Source organism: Roseateles chitinivorans (genome assembly GCF_002761755.1).
In the GTDB taxonomy this organism is placed as follows: domain Bacteria; phylum Pseudomonadota; class Gammaproteobacteria; order Burkholderiales; family Burkholderiaceae_C; genus Roseateles; species Roseateles chitinivorans.
Genome location: NZ_PEOG01000091.1, coordinates 1 through 18,826 on the forward strand (window position 1 = coordinate 1; position 18,826 = coordinate 18,826).

At 71.3% G+C, this 18,826-nt stretch carries 13 protein-coding genes and 1 pseudogene; 5 read left to right on the forward strand and 9 right to left on the reverse strand.

All coding sequences use genetic code 11. The annotated features are described in order from the left end of the window. The 3 genes from CS062_RS22625 to CS062_RS22635 form a co-directional block, all read right to left on the reverse strand. A partial coding sequence (locus tag CS062_RS22625) for a TolC family protein (RefSeq protein ID WP_158238900.1) occupies window positions 1-813 on the reverse strand: 813 nt, incomplete at its 3' end. 38 nt (window positions 814-851) lie between these two features. After that, window positions 852-4,058, reverse strand: coding sequence for an efflux RND transporter permease subunit (locus tag CS062_RS22630; protein WP_099863881.1), 3,207 nt, complete (start codon window positions 4,056-4,058; stop codon window positions 852-854). Continuing rightward, a complete protein-coding gene (locus CS062_RS22635) occupies window positions 4,058-5,335 on the reverse strand; it encodes an efflux RND transporter periplasmic adaptor subunit (protein WP_099863883.1) in 1,278 nt (425 codons plus the stop codon). The genes CS062_RS22630 and CS062_RS22635 overlap by 1 nt, the downstream gene beginning before the upstream one ends. A gap of 143 nt (window positions 5,336-5,478) precedes the next feature. Between CS062_RS22635 and CS062_RS22640 the strand changes: the two genes are divergently transcribed. Both CS062_RS22640 and CS062_RS22645 read left to right on the forward strand, forming a co-directional pair. Continuing rightward, window positions 5,479-6,870: an ATP-binding protein gene (locus CS062_RS22640; protein WP_099863884.1), complete on the forward strand. Its 1,392-nt coding sequence runs from the start codon at window positions 5,479-5,481 to the stop codon at window positions 6,868-6,870. Next, window positions 6,863-7,609: a response regulator gene (locus CS062_RS22645; RefSeq protein ID WP_199174326.1), complete on the forward strand. Its 747-nt coding sequence runs from the start codon at window positions 6,863-6,865 to the stop codon at window positions 7,607-7,609. The genes CS062_RS22640 and CS062_RS22645 overlap by 8 nt, the downstream gene beginning before the upstream one ends. 34 nt (window positions 7,610-7,643) lie before the next feature. Here the strand turns inward: CS062_RS22645 and CS062_RS22650 are convergent, their stop codons facing one another. Then, window positions 7,644-8,123, reverse strand: coding sequence for a VOC family protein (locus tag CS062_RS22650; RefSeq protein WP_099863887.1), 480 nt, complete (start codon window positions 8,121-8,123; stop codon window positions 7,644-7,646). A gap of 265 nt (window positions 8,124-8,388) precedes the next feature. Here CS062_RS22650 and CS062_RS22655 point away from each other — a divergent pair, with 265 nt between their 5' ends. Both CS062_RS22655 and CS062_RS22660 read left to right on the forward strand, forming a co-directional pair. After that, window positions 8,389-10,650 (forward strand): TonB-dependent siderophore receptor, encoded by a 2,262-nt coding sequence (locus CS062_RS22655; protein WP_099863889.1) that lies wholly within the window; start codon window positions 8,389-8,391, stop codon window positions 10,648-10,650. Window positions 10,651-10,875: 225 nt separating this feature from the next. Further along, window positions 10,876-11,919: a GAF domain-containing protein gene (locus CS062_RS22660; RefSeq protein ID WP_099863891.1), complete on the forward strand. Its 1,044-nt coding sequence runs from the start codon at window positions 10,876-10,878 to the stop codon at window positions 11,917-11,919. Between the two features lie 78 nt (window positions 11,920-11,997). Here CS062_RS22660 and CS062_RS22665 read toward each other — a convergent pair whose 3' ends face one another. The 3 genes and pseudogenes from CS062_RS22665 to CS062_RS22670 form a co-directional block, all read right to left on the reverse strand. Next, complete coding sequence (locus CS062_RS22665; protein WP_099863892.1) at window positions 11,998-12,996, reverse strand: Bug family tripartite tricarboxylate transporter substrate binding protein; 999 nt, start codon at window positions 12,994-12,996, stop codon at window positions 11,998-12,000. Further along, window positions 12,993-13,466: an AtuA-related protein gene (locus tag CS062_RS27460; protein WP_438270497.1), complete on the reverse strand. Its 474-nt coding sequence runs from the start codon at window positions 13,464-13,466 to the stop codon at window positions 12,993-12,995. Before CS062_RS27460 ends, CS062_RS22665 begins: the two co-directional genes overlap by 4 nt. Before the next feature lie 81 nt (window positions 13,467-13,547). Further along, a pseudogene (locus CS062_RS22670) lies at window positions 13,548-14,957 on the reverse strand (acyclic terpene utilization AtuA family protein); the annotation flags it as partial. A 70-nt stretch (window positions 14,958-15,027) separates the two neighbouring features. On the opposite strand from CS062_RS22670, the gene CS062_RS22675 reads away from it, so the two are divergent. Beyond that, complete coding sequence (locus CS062_RS22675; RefSeq protein ID WP_099863895.1) at window positions 15,028-15,999, forward strand: LysR family transcriptional regulator; 972 nt, start codon at window positions 15,028-15,030, stop codon at window positions 15,997-15,999. A 25-nt stretch (window positions 16,000-16,024) separates the two neighbouring features. Here CS062_RS22675 and CS062_RS27330 read toward each other — a convergent pair whose 3' ends face one another. Together CS062_RS27330 and CS062_RS22685 are read right to left on the reverse strand one after the other, a co-directional pair. Beyond that, complete coding sequence (locus CS062_RS27330; protein WP_303645165.1) at window positions 16,025-17,494, reverse strand: sensor histidine kinase; 1,470 nt, start codon at window positions 17,492-17,494, stop codon at window positions 16,025-16,027. 49 nt (window positions 17,495-17,543) lie between these two features. Further along, on the reverse strand, window positions 17,544-18,392 hold the full coding sequence (locus tag CS062_RS22685; protein ID WP_099863897.1) for a MipA/OmpV family protein: 849 nt from the start codon (window positions 18,390-18,392) through the stop codon (window positions 17,544-17,546). Window positions 18,393-18,826 lie beyond the last annotated feature (434 nt).

Here is an 18,826-nt window from a genome sequence, read left to right on the forward strand (position 1 = left end):
ACTCTGCCGATCCGGCACCGGCTGGCCGACGAGCAGCTCCAACTGCAGTCGCGCCTGCGTGACCGCGCCGACGCTTTCCGCCGCATCGCCGCGCGCCGCCTCGAAGGCCGTGCGCGCCCGCGCCCGGTCGAGGCCGGAGGCCGCGCCCAGCGCGTACTGCCGCTCCGCCAGGTCGAGGGAGCGCTGCTGGCTGTCCCGCAGCGCCTGGTTGAGCACCAGCCGCTGCTGCGCCGCCGCGAGCGACAGCCACGCGGTCGCGACTTCCGCGGCCAGGCTCAGTCGCGCACTGCGCTGCGTCTCCTGCTCCGCGAGGAAACGCGACAGCGCCGCGCCCTCCAGACTGCCGAGGCGGTTGAACAGGTCGATCTCATAGCTCGCCAGGCCGAGGTTCACCCCGTAGGTCGTCGTCGCGCCGTCGCCGTTGGCGGTGCGCTGACGCGTCGCCGAGGCGCCCAGGCCGATCTCCGGCAGACGGTCCGCCGCGGTGACGCGGTACTGCGCCCGCACCCGCTCGACGGCGGCCGCGCTTGCGCGCAGGCTGCGATTCTGGTCGAGCGCGAGGCCGACCACCTCGTCCAGCCGGGCGTCGGCGAAGAAGCCGCGCCACTCGTGCGAAGCGGCGGTCGATGCCCCCGTCGTTGCTTCAGTCGATGCAGCGGTCGACGCCCCGGCGCTGGAGGCCGCCGAGGCCGATGCCGCTGCGGGACGAAAGTCCTCGCGCAGCGGCGGACGCGGGATGTCGGTTGGCGGGACCAGGCTGCCGCAGGCGCTCAGGCCCAGCAACAGCGGGATCGCCGCGAATCGGGTCGTCAAGATCATGGATCCCGGTTTGGCAAGGAAAGAAGCGCGCCTCATGTCCGCGCCTCCGGCTCGGCCGCATCGTCACCGGCACCGTGGCCCTCGTCGGCCTGCCTCACGGCGGCGCCGGCCGCGCGCCCGCCCTGCTTCCCGCGGCTGAAGCGCTGCTTGACCCACAGGTAGAACAGCGGCACGAAGAAGATGCCCAGCAGCGTCGCGCTGCCCATGCCGCCGAGCACGCCGACGCCGATCGCGCGCTGCGAGCCGGAGCCCGCACCGCTGGCGTAAGCCAGCGGCAGCACGCCCATCATGAAGGCGAGCGAGGTCATCAGGATCGGCCGCAATCGCTGCCGGCAGGCCTTGAGCGTGGCCTCGAGCAGGCCCATGCCCTGCCCCAGCAATGTCTCGGCGAACTCGACGATCAGGATCGCGTTCTTCGCCGACAGGCCGACCGTCGTCAGCAGGCCGACCTGGAAGAACACATCGTTCATCTGGCCGCCGAGGTGGCTGGCCGCGAGCGCGCCGATGATGCCCAGCGGCACCACCAGCATCACGCTGAACGGCACCGACCAGCTCTCATACAGCGCCGCCAGGCACAGGAAGATGAACAGCACCGACACCGCATACAGCATCGGCGCCTGGTCGCCGGAGAGCCGCTCCTGGTAGCTGCGGCCGGACCACTCGAAGCCGATGCCCGGCGGCATCTCGCGCAGCACCTGCTCCATCGCCGCCATCGCGGCGCCCGAGCTCACGCCGGGCGCGACGTCGGCCTGGATCTCGTAGGCGGCGCTGCCGTTGTAGCGAACCAGTTGCCGGGGACCATTGGTCCAGCCGGCCTTGGCGAAGGCGCTGAAGGACACCATCTCGCCGCTGGTGTTGCGGACGTACCAGTAGCGCAGCGCCTCGGGATCGGCACGGTAGGCGCCCTCGCCCTGCACCAGCACCCGCTTGACGCGGCCCCGGTCGAGGAAGTCGTTCACATAGCTGCTGCCCAGCGCGATCGAGAGCGTGTCGTTGATCGTCGAGGTGGTCACGCCCAGCGTGCCGGCCTTGTGGTCGTCGATGTCGATCTGCAGCTGCGGCGTCTCGGTCAGGCTGTTGGTCCGGGCACGGCTCAGCTCGGGGCGCTGGTTGGCCAGGTCGATGAGGCGGTCGCGCGCGGCGATGAGCGCCTCCGAGCCGACGCCGCCCAGGTCCTGCAGGAACAGCTGGATGCCGGCGCTGCCCCCCAGGCCCCGCACCGTCGGCGGTTGCACGACGAAGATATTGGCGTCGCGCACGCGCTTGCCGAGCTCGCGGCTGAAGCGCTCGGCCAGCGCGCCGGCGCCCTGCGCCTTGCCGGTCCGCTCGGACCAGTCGGTCAGGCGGATGAAGCCCTGGCCGGAGCCCTGGTCGCCGCCCGCGCCGCGCACGATGTTGTAGAACTGGACTTCCTTCTGGTCGGCGAGGTAGCCTTCGATGCTCTGGGCGACGGCCTCCATCCGCTCGGCCGTGGCGCCCGGCGCCATGCGGACCTGGATCTGCAGGCCGCCCTGGTCCTCGTCCGGCAGGAAGGAGGTCGGCAGCGTCTTGTAGAGCGCCGCCAGGCCCACGATCAGCAGCAGGTAGACGATGAAGCTGCGTACGCCGCGCGCGGTCAGCCAGCGGACGCGGTGCACATAGCGCTCGGTGAAACGGTCGAAGCCACGATTGAAGCCGCCGAAGAACCAGTCCAGCTGCTTGCCGAAGGGCCCGCCGTGGGCCGCGTGTTCGCCCTTGTGGACCGGCTTGAGCAGGGTCGCGCACAGCGCGGGCGAGAGGCTCATCGCCAACAGCACCGACAGCACCATCGCGCTCACCACGGTGATCGAGAACTGCCGGTAGATGACGCCGGTGGATCCGCCGAAGAAGGCCATCGGGATGAACACCGCCGACAGCACGACCGCGATGCCGACCAGCGCGCCGCTGATCTCCTTCATGCTCTCGCGGGTCGCGTCACGCGGGCTGAGGCCCTCCTCGCGCATCAGGCGTTCGACGTTCTCGACCACCACGATCGCATCGTCGACCAGCAGGCCGATGGCCAGCACCAGGCCGAACATGGTCAGCGTGTTGATCGAGTACCCCGCCAACGCCAGCACGCCGAAGGTGCCCAGCAGCACCACCGGCACCGCGATCGCCGGCACCAGCGTCGCCCGCAGGTTCTGCATGAACAGGTACATGATCACGACCACCAGCACCATCGCCTCGATCAGCGTGTGGACCACGCCCTCGATGGAGACGCTGATGAACGGCGTCGTGTCGTAGGTGAAGGTGACCTTCATGCCGTGCGGGAAGAAGGGCTCGAGCTCCTTGAACTTGGCCTTGACCAGCTCGGCGGTCTTCAGCGCGTTGGCGCCGCTGGCCGGCACGATCGCCATGCCGGCGGCGGTGACACCGCTGCTGCGCACATTGGTGGTGTAGCTGTCGCGGCCCAGCTCCACGCGCGCCACATCCTTGAGCCGCAGCGCGGAACCGTCCGGCTGCACGCGCAGCACGATGTTGCGGAACTGCTCCGGCGTCTGCAGCTTGGCGCGCGCGGTGATGATCGCGGTGAGCCGCTGGCCGTCCGGCACCGGCTGCGCGCCGAGCTGGCCGGCCGACACCTCGGTGTTCTGCGCCAGCAGCGCGTTGCGGATGTCGCCGGGGACCAGCGCATAGCGCTGCAGCCGCGCCGGGTCCAGCCAGATGCGCATCGCATAGCCGGAGCCGAAGACATTGATGTCGCCGACGCCCTCGATGCGGCTGATGATGTCCTGCAGGGTGCTGGACAGGTAGTCGCCGAGGTCCGCCGACGTGACGCCCGGATCGTCGCTGGTCAGCATGACCACCATCAGCGGCTCGGAGCCTGCCTTGGTGACGCGCACGCCCTGCGCCTGCACCGCCTGCGGCAGCCGCGAGAGCGATTGCGAGACCTTGTTCTGCACCTGCATCTGCGCCAGGTCGGGATCGGTGCCGGCGACGAAGCTCAGCTGCGTGTTGGCGCCGCCGGAGGCATTGCTGGTGGACTCGATCGAGAACAGGCCGTCGATGCCCTTGAGGTTCTGCTCGATGACCTGGGTGACCGAGTCCTCGATCGCCTTGGCCGAGGCGCCGGGATAGCTGGTGTTGATCGAGATGCGCGTCGGCGCGATGTCCGGATAGCGCTCCAGCGGCAGGCCGAGCACCGCCGCGATGCCGGCGAGCATCACGACGATCGCAAGCACCCAGGCGAAGATCGGCCGGTCGATGAAGAACGCGGCCATCAGACGCTCCCGCCCGAGGCAGGACCGGAAGCGGCGCCCGACGCCGCGCTTGCGGCGCCGCCGGCCGGAGCGCCCGGCTGCTCGCTGCCCTTCTTCCTGCCGGCGCCGGCCGGCACCGGCGTCACCACCTGGTTGGGCCGCACCCGCTGCAGGCCTTCGACGGCGAGCTTGTCGCCCGGCTTCAGGCCGCTGGCGACGACCCACTGGTTGCCGATCGCGCGCTTGAGCACGAGGCGGCGCAACTCGGTCTTGTTGCCCTCGCCGACGACGAGCGCCGTCGCCTCGCCGGTCGGCGACCGGGTGACACCCTGCTGCGGCACGACGATCGCGTCGCGGTCGACGCCTGCCAGCAGCTTCGCCCGCACCACCATGCCCGGCATCAGCAGCCCCTGCGGATTCGGCACGACCGCGCGCAGCGTCACCGCGCCGGTGCCGCGGTCCACGGTCACGCCGCTGACCTGCAAGGTGCCGGGCCGCGGGTACTCGGTGCCGTCCTCGAGCACGACGCGGATCTGGCGGTTGCCCTGGCCGTTGCGGCCCTCGCCCTCGAGCTGGCGGCGCAGCTGGAGGATCTCGGCGCTGCTCTGGACGATGTCCACATGCATCGGATCGAGCTGCTGCACGGTGGTCAGCGCCTGCGTCTGGTTGGCGGTGACCAGCGCGCCCGCGGTGACGGTGGAGACCTCGATGCGGCCGGAGATCGGCGCCGCGATGCGGGTGCGATCCAGCTGCACCCGCGCGGCGTCCAGCGCGGCGCGGGCCACGGCCACGTCGGCCTGGGCCTGGCGCAGCGCGCTGGCGCTGTCGTCGGCACTCTGGCGGCTGAGCGCGTCGGCCTTGAGCAGCTCGGCATCGCGCTCGGCGCGGGTGCGGGCGACCGCCACCTGCGCCTCGGCCTTCTGCAGCGCGGCCGCGGCGCGCGCGCGCTCCGCCTCGTAGGTGGCGGCGTCGAGCTGGTACAGGGCCTGGCCGGCGCGCACCGTCGTGCCTTCTTCGAAGAGCCGCTTCTGCACGATGCCGCTGACCTGCGGGCGGATCTCGGCCACCTGGCTCGCGGACAGCCGGCCAGGCAACTCGAGCGCCAGCGGCGCGTCCTGCGTCGCGACGATGACCACGCCCACCTCGGGCGGCGCCGGCTTGGCGGCGGCGATCTTCTTTTCGCCGCAGCCGGTGGCCAGGACGGTCGCCAGGGCGACCAGCAGGGAGATCGTGGCGGGGCGTGGCATCGGCGCCCGCGGACCGGCCGCGCGCGCGAGGGGTGTCAGAATCTTCGGCATGGCGGCGGATGCTGGCCCACGAATGTGGAGACACCTTGAAGATCGCGTCCGCCGCGCGGGCTCCGCCCGGACGGCTTGCCTGCCGCACGCGGCGCCGGTCATCATGCGGCCCGCCCTGCTCCACTCGCCTCCCTGTTGTCTGGATGAAGCTCCCCTTCACGCTCACCGCCCGGCTGTTCATCGCCGTCTTCAGCACCGCCATGGCGGTGGCGCTGGCGATGGGCGTTTTCTCGCACATCAACCTGAACCGGGACTTCATCGGCTACCTCAACGAGCAGGCGGTCAACCGGCTGGAACTGGCGCGCACCAGCGTCACCGCCGGCTACCGGGAGAACGGCAGGAGCTGGGACTTCCTGCGCCAGAAGCCGGAGCTGTGGGGCCGGCTGCTGCGGCCGCTGGTGCCGGAAGCGGAGATGCCGGCGGTCAAGCACGGGCCGGCCGACCTGACCGGCGCGACGCGGCGCTTCACCCTGTTCGACGAGAACCGCGAGCGGGTGGCCGGTTATGCCGGCCCGGTCGAGCCGACGATCGAGCGGCCCATCATCGTGGACGGCCTGACCGTGGGCTGGCTGGCGCTGACCCCGATCGAATCGGTCAGTCCGGGCGCGGAGAAGCATTTCTACGATGCGCAGCTGCGCTCGGCCTGGGTGGTCGGCGGCGCGGCGGTGCTGCTGGCCGGCGGGGTGGCGTACTGGATCTCGCGCCGGCTGCTGCAGCCGGTGCGGCGGGTGGCGGATGCAACGCACCGCCTGACCGCGGGCGACTTCGGCGTGCGGGTGCGCGAGACGCCCGGCAATGACGACATCGCCGGCCTGCAGCGCGACTTCAACCAGCTGGCGCTGACCCTGCAGCGCAACGAGGCGATGCGGCGCGAGTTCCTGGCCGACGTCTCGCACGAGCTGCGCACGCCGCTGGGCGTGCTGCACGGCGAATTGGAAGCACTGGAGGACGGCGTCCGCAAGCTGGACGCACAGGCGCTGCGTTCGCTGCAGGGCGAGGTCGCCATCCTGCACAAGCTGGTCGACGACCTGCACGAGCTGTCGATGGCCGACGTCGGCGCGCTGGCCTACCGCAAGTCCGAGGTCGACCTGCGCGAGCTGATCGGCGTCACGGCCGGCGCCTTCGGCGAGCGCCTGCACGGCAGCGGCCTGTCGCTGCGGCTGGACCTGCCGGAGCAGCCGCTGCGCGTCTTCGGCGACGAGCGCCGCTTGCGGCAGCTGCTGGGTAACCTCTTCGAGAACAGCTGCCGCTACACCGATGCCGGCGGCGCCCTGAGCATCAGCGCCCGGCGCAGCGGCGAGCATGCGGTGATCGATGTGCAGGACACCTCGCCCGGCGTCGGGCCGGAGCACCTGCCGCGACTGTTCGAGCGCTTCTTCCGCGTCGATGCCTCGCGCAGCCGGCGCGGCGGAGGCTCCGGACTCGGACTGTCGATCTGCCAGCGCATCGCCGAGGCCCACGAGGGCCGCATCGAGGCGCGCCCCTCGCCGCTGGGCGGCCTGTGGATGCGGGTGGAGCTGCCGGTCCATGGCTGAGCACGGAGCGGGCCTCGCGCCAATGCCGATGGAACCGGGCCCGTCCCGGGTGCTGGTCGTCGAGGACGAGCCGAAACTGTCCGCGCTGCTGGCGGACTACCTGCGCGCGGCCGGGCACGAGCCCGAATGCGTGGCCGACGGGCGCGAGGTGATCCCGGCCTGGACGGCGCGGCGGCACGACCTGGTCCTGCTGGACCTGATGCTGCCGGGCATCGATGGACTGACGCTGTGCCGCGAGCTGCGCGCGGTCAGCAGCGTGCCCATCCTGATGCTGACGGCACGGGCGGACGAATCGGACCGCCTGGCCGGACTGGAGACCGGCGCCGACGACTACATCGCGAAGAACCCCTTCAGCCCGCGCGAGGTGATGGCGCGGGTGAAGGCGGCGCTGCGACGAAGCCGCGCGCATGAAGCGGCGACGGCGGCCGCGGTGGCGGCCTTCGCGGCGGGCAGCGAGCCGCTGCACATCGATGAATCCGGCTGGAAGGCGAGCTGGCGCGGCCAGCCGCTGGACCTGACGCCGATCGAGTTCCGGCTGCTGCACATCCTGGCGACGCAGCCGGGCCGGGTGTACGCGCGGACGCAGCTGCTGGACCTGCTGCACGTCGACGGCCGGGAGGTCACCGAGCGGGCGGTCGACAGCCACATCAAGAACCTGCGCCGCAAGCTCGAGCGCGCCGGCGCGGGGACGGACCGGATCCGGTCGATCTATGGGGTGGGGTATCGGTTCGAGCGGTGAGGACGCACCGCCCGGTCCGTGAGGCGCAGCGCCATCACCCCCGCCGCGCCGCCTCGATCTTCGCGATGTCGATCTTGCGCATGTCCATCATGGCCGCGAAGGCGCGCTTGGACGCGGCGCGGTCGGGATCGTGCAGGGCCTCGGTCAGCGCGCGCGGCGTGATCTGCCAGTTCACGCCCCACTTGTCCTTGCACCAGCCGCAGGCGCTCTCCGCGCCGCCGTTGTCCACGATCGCGTGCCAGAGGCGGTCGGTCTCGGCCTGATCGTCGGTCGCGATCTGGAAGGAAAAGGCCTCGGTCTGCTTGAACTGCGGCCCGCCGTTCAGGCCGATGCAGGCGACACCGCAGACGGTGAACTCGACGACCAGGACATCGCCCTGCTGCCCCGACGGAAAGTCGCCGGGCGCCCGCGTGACGCGGCCGACCTTGCTGTCGGGAAAGGTCTTCTCGTAGAAGCGCGCGGCCTCCTCGGCATCGCGGTCGTACCAGACACAAATGGTGTTCTTCGCAAGCATGGGACTCTCCATCAAGGGATTGCAACGAGGATCGGCGAGACATCGTCCGGGTCGCCGGCCGATTGGGCAACCGGCAAGCCCTGGCGACGCCTCGCCACCTCCTGCACGACGAGCGAGCCCGTGCCATTTCGACAACAGCTCGCACGGATCGTCACGCGGTCCGCACGTCTCAAATGAGAATGTTCTCAAATAGGAATTACTATCAACAACTTCCCTTTTCTTAAAGCCCCGCCGGCCGACGACGCTGGCGAGGTCTTCTGTTGCCATGCGAATCCGATCCCTCCCGCGCCTGGTCCGGCGCCCTGCTCCGCGTTCGACCTTCCGCCGTGCCGGCGTGGCCGCGGCCGCGTCGCTGTTCGCGGCGGCCGTCGCCGCTCAAGGGAGCGCCGCGACGTCGGCCACATCGGCCACATCGGCCACATCGGCCACCTCGGCGGCCTCGCCCGATGACGCCGGCAAGCCGGTCACCATCGCGCCGGTGACCGTCAGCGGACAGCGCGCCGAGGGCTATGCCGCTTCCGACACCGCCTCGGCCACCAAGCTGACGCTGTCGCCGCGCGAGACGCCGCAGTCCATCACCGTCATGACGCGGCAGCGCCTGGACGACCAGAACCTGACCTCGCTGCGCCAGGTGCTGGACGTGACGCCCGGCGTCTACTCCAACGCCTACGACACCGAGCGCGTCCTCTTCTACGCACGCGGCTTCCTCGTGGACACCTTGATGCACGACGGCGTGCCGGCCCATACCAACTTCAGCACCGGCTCGGTGGACGAGACCATCGACACGGCGCTCTACGACCGCATCGAGGTCGTGCGCGGCGCCACCGGCCTGATGACCGGCGCGGGCAACCCGGCGGCATCGATCAACCTCGTGCGCAAGCACGCGGACAGCCGCACCGCGACCGCGTCGCTGAAGCTGACCGCCGGCTCGTGGAGCAACCGCCGCGCGGAGCTCGACGCCTCCACCCCGCTGACCGCCGATGGCCGCATCCGCGCCCGCGGTGTCGCGGTGGTCGAGAGCACCGACTCCTACCAGGACATCTATCACAAGCGCCGCAACGTGCTCTATGGCGTGGTCGACGCGGACCTGACGCCGGCCACGCGCGTCTCCGCCGGCTTCGAATACCTGGAGAACAAGCCGCGCGGCAACACCTGGGGTTCGTTCCCGAAGTTCTTCTCCGACGGCACGCAGGCCGACTGGCCGACGTCGGTGACCACGGCACCGGACTGGTCCTACTGGGACCGCAAGACGCAGACCGTCTTCGGCGAGTTGCGCCACCAGTTCGGCAACGGCTGGACGCTGCGCTCGACGCTGAGCCGGCGCGTCTACAAGGAGGACGTCAAGTTGTTCTACGTCTCCGGCTGGCCCGACCCGACGACCGGCGAAGGCCTGCAGCCCTGGGCCTACCGCAGCAAGGGCAAGATCACCGAGACCGCGCTCGACGTGTATGCCTCCGGCCCCTTCGAGCTGATGGGCCGCCAGCATGAGCTGGTCGTCGGCTACAACGGCTCGCGCGCGAAGAACAAAGGCACCGAACAGGCAGTGGCCGGCGACCTCGCCCCGGTGGGCAACTTCTTCGAGTGGAACGGCAGCTACCCCGAGCCCGCCTGGGCCGACCCGACGCCGCTGAACGACATCAAGACCGACCAGGACGCCGTCTACGCCGCGGCGCGGCTGTCGCTGACGGACTCGCTGAAGCTCATCGGCGGCTCGCGCTACGGCCGCTGGAAGATCGATTCCTTCTACGTCTACGACTCGCCGACGACGTCCCGGTACGACTACACCAAGGCGATTCCCTACGCCGGCCTGGTGTGGGACGTGCTGCCCGAGTTCTCGGTGTTCACCAGCTACACCGGCATCTTCAAGCCGCAGAGCAGCCGCGACATCAACGGCCATTACCTGGACCCGATGGACGGCAACTCGTTGGAAGTCGGCATCAAGGGCGAGCACTTCAACAAGCGCCTGAACACGTCGCTGACGCTGTTCAAGACGAAGCAGGACAACGTCGCGGCCCCGGTGCTCGACCCGGTGACCGGCGCGCCGGTGCTGCTGCCGGATGGCACCGCGGTTTCGCAGGGCGTCGACGGCACCCGCACCCGCGGTTTCGAGTTCGAGGTGGCGGGCCGCGTGGCCGACGGCGTGCAGGCGTCGCTGGGCTGGACCCGCTACATCACCAAGGACGGCGACGACCAGACCATCCGTAGCTTCATCCCGAGCACGATGGTGCGGCTGTTCGCGACCTGGGATGCAGCGCGCTGGGTGCCTGGGCTGACGCTGGGCGGCGGCGTGAACTGGCAATCGGCCAGTTCGTCGGCGGCCGGCACGCCCAGCGGCGGCACGACGCTGCGCCAGGGCAGCGTGACGAACGTGTCGCTGATGGCGCGCTACCAGGTCTCGCCCAAGGTGTCGGTGCAGCTCAACGGCAACAACCTCCTGGACCGCAAGTACTACGTGCTGGACCAGTACGACAACAGCTACTACGGCGCGCCCGCCAACTACTCGGTCTCGCTGCGGCTCGCGTACTGAGCCGGCCACGGCGGCGGCGACGACGGCTTCCCGGCGCTCCGGAGGCGAGCGCCGCGGCGGCGCCTCGTGCGAAGGCGGCCCCCTGCCGCCGCGCGCGTCCATCCCGGGATCGGGTGACGCGCGGATGCCGCGCGCCGGGAACGGACGGGGATACTCGACGGGCGACCGCGAGCCGGTGAATCCCGGCGCCGGTCGCCCGCCCTGCCCGCTCCCGAAGGAATCTCCATGAGTGCAGCGTCACTCCTCGTCCTGCTGATGGCGGCCTGCATCGCGGCCCTGCTGTGGGGGCTCGCGCGCCAGCGCCGTGCGCACCGCGCGGCGTTGGCCCAGGCCGAACGCATGGGCCGCGTGCTGCTGACGATGGCGCGCGCGAATCGCCTGGTGCTGCGCATCGACGATGAACGCGCGCTCTTCCATGAGGCTTGCCAGATCTGCGTCGACGCCGGCGATGCCGCGCTGGCCGCGGTCTACCTGCGCGATGGCGATCTGGCCCACCGCGTGGCCTTCGCCGGCCCGGCGGCGGAGGTCCTGCGCAACGTGCCGGACCCGCTGGACCTGCGCCTGCCGGAAGTCCAGGGCACCTACACCGCGCGAGTGCTGCGCGACGGCCGCAGCGCCGTCAGCAACAACTACGTGCTGGACGCCCAGGCCGGCCGCTGGCGCGAGGAGGCCGTCGCCCAAGGCATCCGGGCGATCGCATGGATCCCGATCTGCCGCGGGGGCGAGGTCGCGGGCACGCTGATGCTGTGCGCGCGGCTGCCCGATTTCTTCGATGACGAGCTGATGGCGCGGCTCGAGGAACTGGGCGCGGACCTGTCGTTCGCGCTGGACAGCGTCGACAGCCGCCGCGCGCGCGCGGCCGCGCTGCGCGAGATCGAGGCGGGGCGGGACCGCTTCCAGCGCCTCTTCGATGCCGCGCCGGTGCCGATGGCGATCGTGTCGGTGGAGGATCGCCGCATCGTCGAGGCCAACCAGGCGCTGTGCCGGCGCTATGGCAAGACGGTGCAGGAGGTGGCCGGCACCACCACCGCCTCGCATGCCTACGGCGTGATCGCCGAGGACCGCGATGTCTTCTATCGCGTGCTGGGCACGCAAGGCCGGGTGACCGACATGGTGGTCCGCCTGCGCGACGCCGCCGGGACCATCCACCCGGCGGTGCTCAACGCGGAGCCGCTCGAGTACATGGGCCGGCCCTGCTGCCTGATCATCAGCCTGGAGCTGCAGCACCTGCCCGGCCCGGGCTGGCCGGAGCCGCCGTCGGCGCGCTGAAACCGTGCCGGCCGACCGCCATGGCGTGCGATGCCCGCGGCGCTTGACGCGAAGGCGCGCTCGTCGCCTCCGCTCCCCTCACTCCGGCTCGATGCCGGCGGCCTTGATGATCTGGCCCCACTTGCGGGTCTCGGCCTCCTGGAAGGCGCGCAACTCGTCCGGCGTGCTGGACCACGCCTCGACGCCGGCACTCTCGAAGAAGGCTTTCGCCGGCGCGCTGCGCAGCGCCGCGACGAGCAGTTCACGCAGGCGCTGAACGACCGGCGCGGGCGTGCCCGCCGGCAGGTAGGCGGCGAACCAGTAGCTCATGTCGTAGCCCTTCACGCCGGCCTCGTCGATCGTCGGCACGTCGGGCAGCAGCGGCGAGCGGCGCGTCATCGAGAAGCCCAGCGCTCGCACCTTGCCCGCCTTGATCTGCGGCAGGCCGGTGGCCGTGTCGGTGATCATGAAATCGACCTGGCCGCCGATCAGGTCGGTCAGCGCGGGCGGATTGCTCTTGTAGGGCACATGCAGGAGCTGGGTGTGGGACAGCTGCTGGAACTGCTCGCCGGCGACGCGGCTGGAGGCGCTGCCGCTGCCGAAGCTGACCTTGCCGGGCTCCCGCTTCGCGCGCGCGATCACGTCGGCGACGCTGCGGTACGGGCCGTCGGCCTTGACCACCATGACCTGGCCACCCTTGCCCAGGCCGGTGACCGGCGCGAAGTCCTTGACCGGGTCATAGGACAGCTTGCGAAAGAGATGCGGATTGGCGGCCTGCGTGGTGTTGGTGGCGATCAGGACCGTGTAGCCGTCGGGCGCGGCACGCGCGACCTGCTGCGCAGCGAGCATGCCGCTGGCGCCGGCCTTGTTGTCGACGACGACAGCGATCCGGGTCTGCTCGGTGATCGCCTGACCCAGCGCTCGCGCCAGCTGGTCCGTCGCGCTGGCGGCGGCGAAGGGGACAAGCAGCGTGATCGGCTTGCTCGGATAGGCCGCGGCGCCGGGCTGCGCCTGCGCCAGGCCGGTCCAGGCGAGGCTCGCGGCGCACGCGGCGGCCAGCACCGCCTGGCGGCGGGTCGTCGGTGTCAAGACAGTCATCGGTGGGTCTCCATCGTCTCGTTGTGATCCATGCCCGGGCCTCGCAGCCACGGGAGCAGCGGTTCCGGCACCGTCAGCGGCATCGCCAGCACGACGAAGGACAAGGCCTTGCCGTGGCTGTCGAGGTTCAGCGCATCATTGACGCCGCCGTCGAGCACGCCGTCCAGCACGAAATTGATCGCGCCCAGTCGGGGCATCAGATAGCGCGTCACCCGCGTCGGCCGGCGGGACGCGAACTGGCGCGCGACAGCTTCCTCGGTCAGTTGCTCGACCAGCAGCGGATACAGCGCCGGGTGCCAGGCGATCACGCTGATGTTGGAGCGGTCGCCCTTGTCGCCCGTGCGGCCGTGGGCGGCGGCGCGCAATTGGATCTGGCGCGTCGGGGGCGGGGGGACGAGTGGCGTGAGGGGAGCGGCGATCGAGGCTGCTTCGGCGAACGCCGGTCGGTCGGCCAAGCGCGGGCCCTCCACGGGGCATGGGGGATCCCTCCTGGACCCCCAAGCCCCATTCCGGCCCCACCCACCCTCGCTGCCAACCGAAGACAGCGTGACGGTGGCGGGGGCTTGTTCTCGAGGGAACAGGCAGGAGCGCAGGCCCAGACGAGGACGCAGATTCGTGCGGACGCCGCCGCCGCCGGCAGGACCGCAGGTGTAGAGCGCCGTGACCTCGCGGGTCAGGCGGTCGGCGCCGGCGCGGTCGGGATGGTTCGCGGCGACACGCAGGCGCACGTCACTGGCGTCGCCGGCAGCGCGCCGCCGCAAGGCATCGCCGGCGTCATCGCCCAGCACGCTCATCACACCAATCAAGTCGATCCGCAACGGGCCCTGCCGGTCCCGCGTGTCCAGCCGCGCCCGCAGCACCTCGCCCGCCAGCCGGGCCCTCGCCTCGGCGCCCGGGCCCGCATAGGAGATCTCACCCTCCGCCAACCAGCCGTTGGCGTAGAAGACATTGGCCTTGAGGCTCGCCGGTCGAGGATGACCGCGCACGCCGGCCAGTCGCACCGCGTCCGGGCCGACAGGCGTCACGGTCGCGGCGCTGATGTCGGCAATGACGTCCGGCGTCAGGTAGGCGGCCGGATCGTGCAGCTCATACAGCAGCTGTTCCTTGACCGTGTGCACATCGAGGCAGCCCCCGGTGCCGTCGGCCTTGAAGATCGTGCAGGCGCCATCGGCGTCGATCCGCGCGATCGGGAAACCCACCCGGCTCAGGTCCGGCACCTCCTTGAAGCCGGGATCGGCGTAGTAGCCGCCGCAGACCTGGGCGCCGCACTCCAGCAGGTGACCCGCCATCGTGGCGCCGGCCAGTCGGTCCCAGTCGTCCGGCGCCCAGCCGAAATGCGCCAGCGCCGGCCCCACCGTCAGCGACGGATCGGCCACCCGGCCAGTCACCACGACATCGGCCCCCTGCCGCAGGGCGTCGGCGATGCCCTCGGCACCCAGGTACACATTGGCGCTGGCGATGGCGCCCTCGGGCAGCGGTGGGCCCTCCTGCGCCAGCGCCGCCGAGAGCAGCGCGCGCTGCGCTGGCGACACCAGGGCATCGCCGGCGACCACCGCGACGACCGGAGGCCGCAGGCCCAGCTCGGCCGCGATCGCGGCCACGCGCCGGGCCGCCGCGGGCGGATTGGCCGCGCCGAAGTTGCCGACGATCGGGATGCGATGCGCCAGGCAGTCGGCGAGCACCGGCCGCAGCATCTCGTCCAGCAGCGGTTCATAGCCGGCCTCGGGATCCCGTTGGCGCGCGAGCTGGGCGAGCGCGAGCGTGCGCTCGGCCAGCGTCTCGAAAATCAGCACGGCCGGACCCCCGAGCCGGATCAGCGTGTCCACCACCGGCCGGGCGGCGTCGGTGCGGTCTCCGGAGAAGCCCGCCGCGCAGCCGACCAGCAGCCCGCCGCTCGTGCTGCCCGTGCTGCTCGGAAGCGTCGGGGCGGTCGCGCTGATCGTGTCCTGGCGATGGTCCATGACGGCGACTCTAGTCGTGCCGGCCTTATCGGAGAATTCGATTGTTTGGATTCATTCATCCGTATCACCAATGAATCAGTCGAGCCCGCCCTCGTCGTCCGCATCGGACTTCCCCTTGGCCAACCTGTCGGCCCGCCAGCTGGCGGCCTTCGTCGCGCTGGCCGAGGAGCGCAGCTTCACCCGCGCGGCCGCGCGCTGCCACCTGTCGCAGCCGGCCTTCAGCGCATTGATCCGGACCTTGGAGGACGGCCTGGGCGCGCGGCTGTTCGACCGGACCACCCGGACGGTCGAGCCCACCGCCGAAGGAGCGCTCTTCCTGGAGCCGGCCCGGCGTCTGCTGCACGACATGCGGCTTGCCGCCGGCGACTTGCGCGACCATGTCGCGCGGCGCCGCGGCCGGGTGGCGCTGGCCGCGTTGCCCGCGCTGGCGGCGGGATGGCTGCCCGCGCACCTCGCGGCCTTCCGTCGCGACTATCCCGGCATCGAGCTGGACCTGGCCGATGTGCTGTCGGAAAGCTGCGTGGAGCGCGTGCGGTCCGGCCGCGCGGACCTGGCGCTGGCCGCCTTGCGCGCCACCGCGCCGGAGCTGTCCGTCGAGCCCTTCCTGTCGGATGTCTTCTTCCTGGTCTGCCGGCGCGACCATCCGCTGGCGCGACGTCGGCGGCCGTCGCTGGCCGAGCTCGAGGGGCAGCCGCTGATCGGCCTGGCGCGTCACAGCAGCGTGCGGCAGGCGCTGGACGCGGCACTGCCGGGCCGGCCGCTGGCGCCGGTGCTGACGCTCGAGCAACTCAGCTCGGTGGCCGGCATGGTGGTCGCCGGCCTCGGCGTGACGCTGGTGCCGGCACTGACGCTGTTCCACTTCGCCCATCCGGACTTGATCGCCCGCCCGATCGCCGAGACCGGATTGCAGCGCCACATCTACCTGATCCGGCGCCGCGACCGCGCGCTGTCGGCGGCCGCCGAGGCGATGGCCCAGGCACTCTGGCGCTGGGCCGCCGAGGGACCGCGCCGCCCCGGCATCACCGTGCATCCTGCGCCGTAGACCGGCCGCAACACCGCCGGGCCGGCTACCGCAAGCCCGGCGCGACGCGTGTCACCACCATGCGCAGCCCCGGGTCCTCGGGCTCCGCCGACAGCGTCCAGCCATGCGCCTCGGCGATCTCCTGACAGATCGCCAGGCCGAGGCCCGCACCGTGATCGCGCCGGTGGGCGCCGCGCCAGAAGCGACCGAACATCCGCGACAGCTGATGCGGGCTGACGCCCGGACCGCGATCGCGCACCGCGATCCGTGACTCGCCCACCTCCACCGTCACGCAGCTGCCGGCCGGCGCATGCTGGATCGCGTTCTCCAGCAGGTTCTTGAGCAAGGTGAACAGCGCGCCACGGTCGGCGTCCCAGGTCACCGCGAGGCCCGCCTCGGCGCCAGCGTCGGGATGGACCATCGCCTTGGCATCGCCGGTGTCGCCCGGAGACGCGGCGGCGGTCGGCGCGTGCGGCGCGGCGCGGCCGGCCCGATCGCGGCTCGCCGTGATCTCCAGCGTGACCTCGCGGGCCAGCGCCATGCGGGTCAGGTAGGCCACCGCCTCGCGCGCCGCCTCCCCCATGTCGGTGGGGGTGAAGACGTAGTTCTGCGTCTCGCTGGCCTCGGCGAGCAGCAGCAACTGCTGCACCTGGCGGGTCATGTGCTCGACGTCCTGCAGCAGCAGGTCGGGTCCCTTGCCGGTGGCCATGAACTCGACCTGCGCGCGGATCAGCGCCAGCGGCGTCTTGAGTTCATGCGCGGCGGTGGCCAGGAATTCCTGCTGCACCCGGTAGCCGCGCTCCAGGCGCTCGAGCGCGCGGTTGAAGCTGTCGACCAGCGGGACGATCTCGGTCGGCACCCGGTCGACCTGCAGCCGCGCATGCACCCGCCGCGGCGAGATGGCCGCCGCCGAGGCGGAGACCTCGTGCAGCGGCCGCAGCACCCGGCGCAGCATCAGGTAGGCGCAGAGGCCGAAGACCAGCAGCAGCACCGATCCGAAGATCCCCATCCCGATGCCCATGAAGGGCAGCGCGAAGTCCAGGTGGAAGAGCCCGAAGAGCCGCTCGCTGCCCGCCAGCTGCAGGTACCAGGTGCGGCCCTGGTGCGGGACGGCCTCGGTGGCGCCGCGCATCGCCTGGCCGCCGTACTCGAAGACGAAGTGGCCCGGCTTGAGCCGGCGGGCCGCCGGGCCGACCGCCGTCCAGAAGGCTGCGTCCGTCGGCGAGGCCAGCACCACCTGTCCGGAAGCGTCCAGCAGCCGGTAGGCCAGGTCGCCCTCGAGCTTGGCGAACATCCACTCGCGCCGCCGGCCCTCCGCGTCGAAACCGGTGGGCTGGCCGGTCGCGTCGAACACCAGCTTCTCGCCGAGCTCCTCGGCGAATTCGGCGATGTCCTCGTCGACGAAGATCGGGCCGCGCAAGGTCGTCACCGCATCGAGGGCGAGCATCAGCGTCGCGATCGTCAGCGCGACGCCGACGCAGTAGGCCACCATCACCTTCAAGGCGAGGCTGTTCATCCAGCCTGGCTTCACGAGGGGCGGCTCCGGGACGGTGCGCGGCGGGGCATCAGAAGCGGTACAGGTAGCCGACGAAGACGCGATTCTCCGTCGAGCCATCGACCAGCGGACTGTCCTTGATGCCGCTGCCCAGGCTTGTCACGCCGACGTCGACGAAGACCGCGTTCTTCGGGTTGAACAGGTACATGCCGCGCAGGCCGACCTCGGCGTTGACCGTCGACTTGCCCTGGTAGGCGGCCCGCGTCGCGGTGACCTCGTTGGCGCGGACGCCGTAGTAGTAGTCGACGTACTTCTTGTCCACCCACTGCGCGCCCAGGCGCGGCGTGAGCATGACGTGGTTGCCCAGCCGCCAGGAGCGCTCCAGCGTCAGGGCCAGGCGCTGGCCCTTGCTGTGGCCCGAGGCATCCGCGGTCCATTCGGCGCCCAGCTCGGCGATGTCGCTCTTCCAGCTCGCCTTGGCGCCGGCCCACAGGCCGCCCTTGCGCTCGGCCATGCCGCTCAGGATGGGCGCGTCGCCGGCCTCGTAGCCGCTGCCGTCCCACTTGGCCACGAGACCGAAGTCGACCTGATGGCCCGGCGCGACCTGCCAGCGCGGCAGCTTCACCGTCAGGCCCGGACCGAAGACCCGCACCCAGCGGTTCTCGTACTGGATCATCGGCAGCGCCTTGGTCTCGCGATCGAAGTCCTTGTAGGCCTTCTGGGTGCTCACCACGCCCACGCCCAAGCCCCAGGAAGAGGAGGACTCGCCGTCCTGGCCGCCCGGACCGCCGGGACCCGCCGCCAGCACGCTCGACGGGGCCGCGGCGCAGATCGCTGCGGCGGAAGACAGGGTGGCGCGCACCAGCGCCGTGCGGCTGTGCGATCGGGCGAGCGAGAGGAGTCGTTTCTGCGTGAGCATGAGAGTTCCCGAGAGGGCGGTGAAAGGAGGCCGCATCCTCGAAGGGCGTGTCTTACTGCGCACTTACCAAGGCCGGGTCGCGCGGGCCCCGGACAGGCGACAGGCGACAGGCGACAGGCGACAGGCGACAGGCGACGGGCGCCGAGCGACAGGCGCCGAGCGAGGCACGAGGGCTGGGGCCTGAGGGCTGATGGACGGCCGGCGACGGGACGTCGATCGCGACGGCACCGGGGTGACCTCCGGCTCGTCGCGGTAAGACGCCGGAAAGACGGGCCGGCGGACAGTCGCGCCCCATGCCGCCTGGACACACCCCCTCCTCCCCTCGCCCGGCGCCGTCGCGCGTCGCCCTCACCCCCTCGCTGCGGCTGATGCTGTCGGTGGCGGGCGCCGCCGTCGTCTGCGCCGCGCTCGTGGTCCGGTTCGTCACCGCCGCG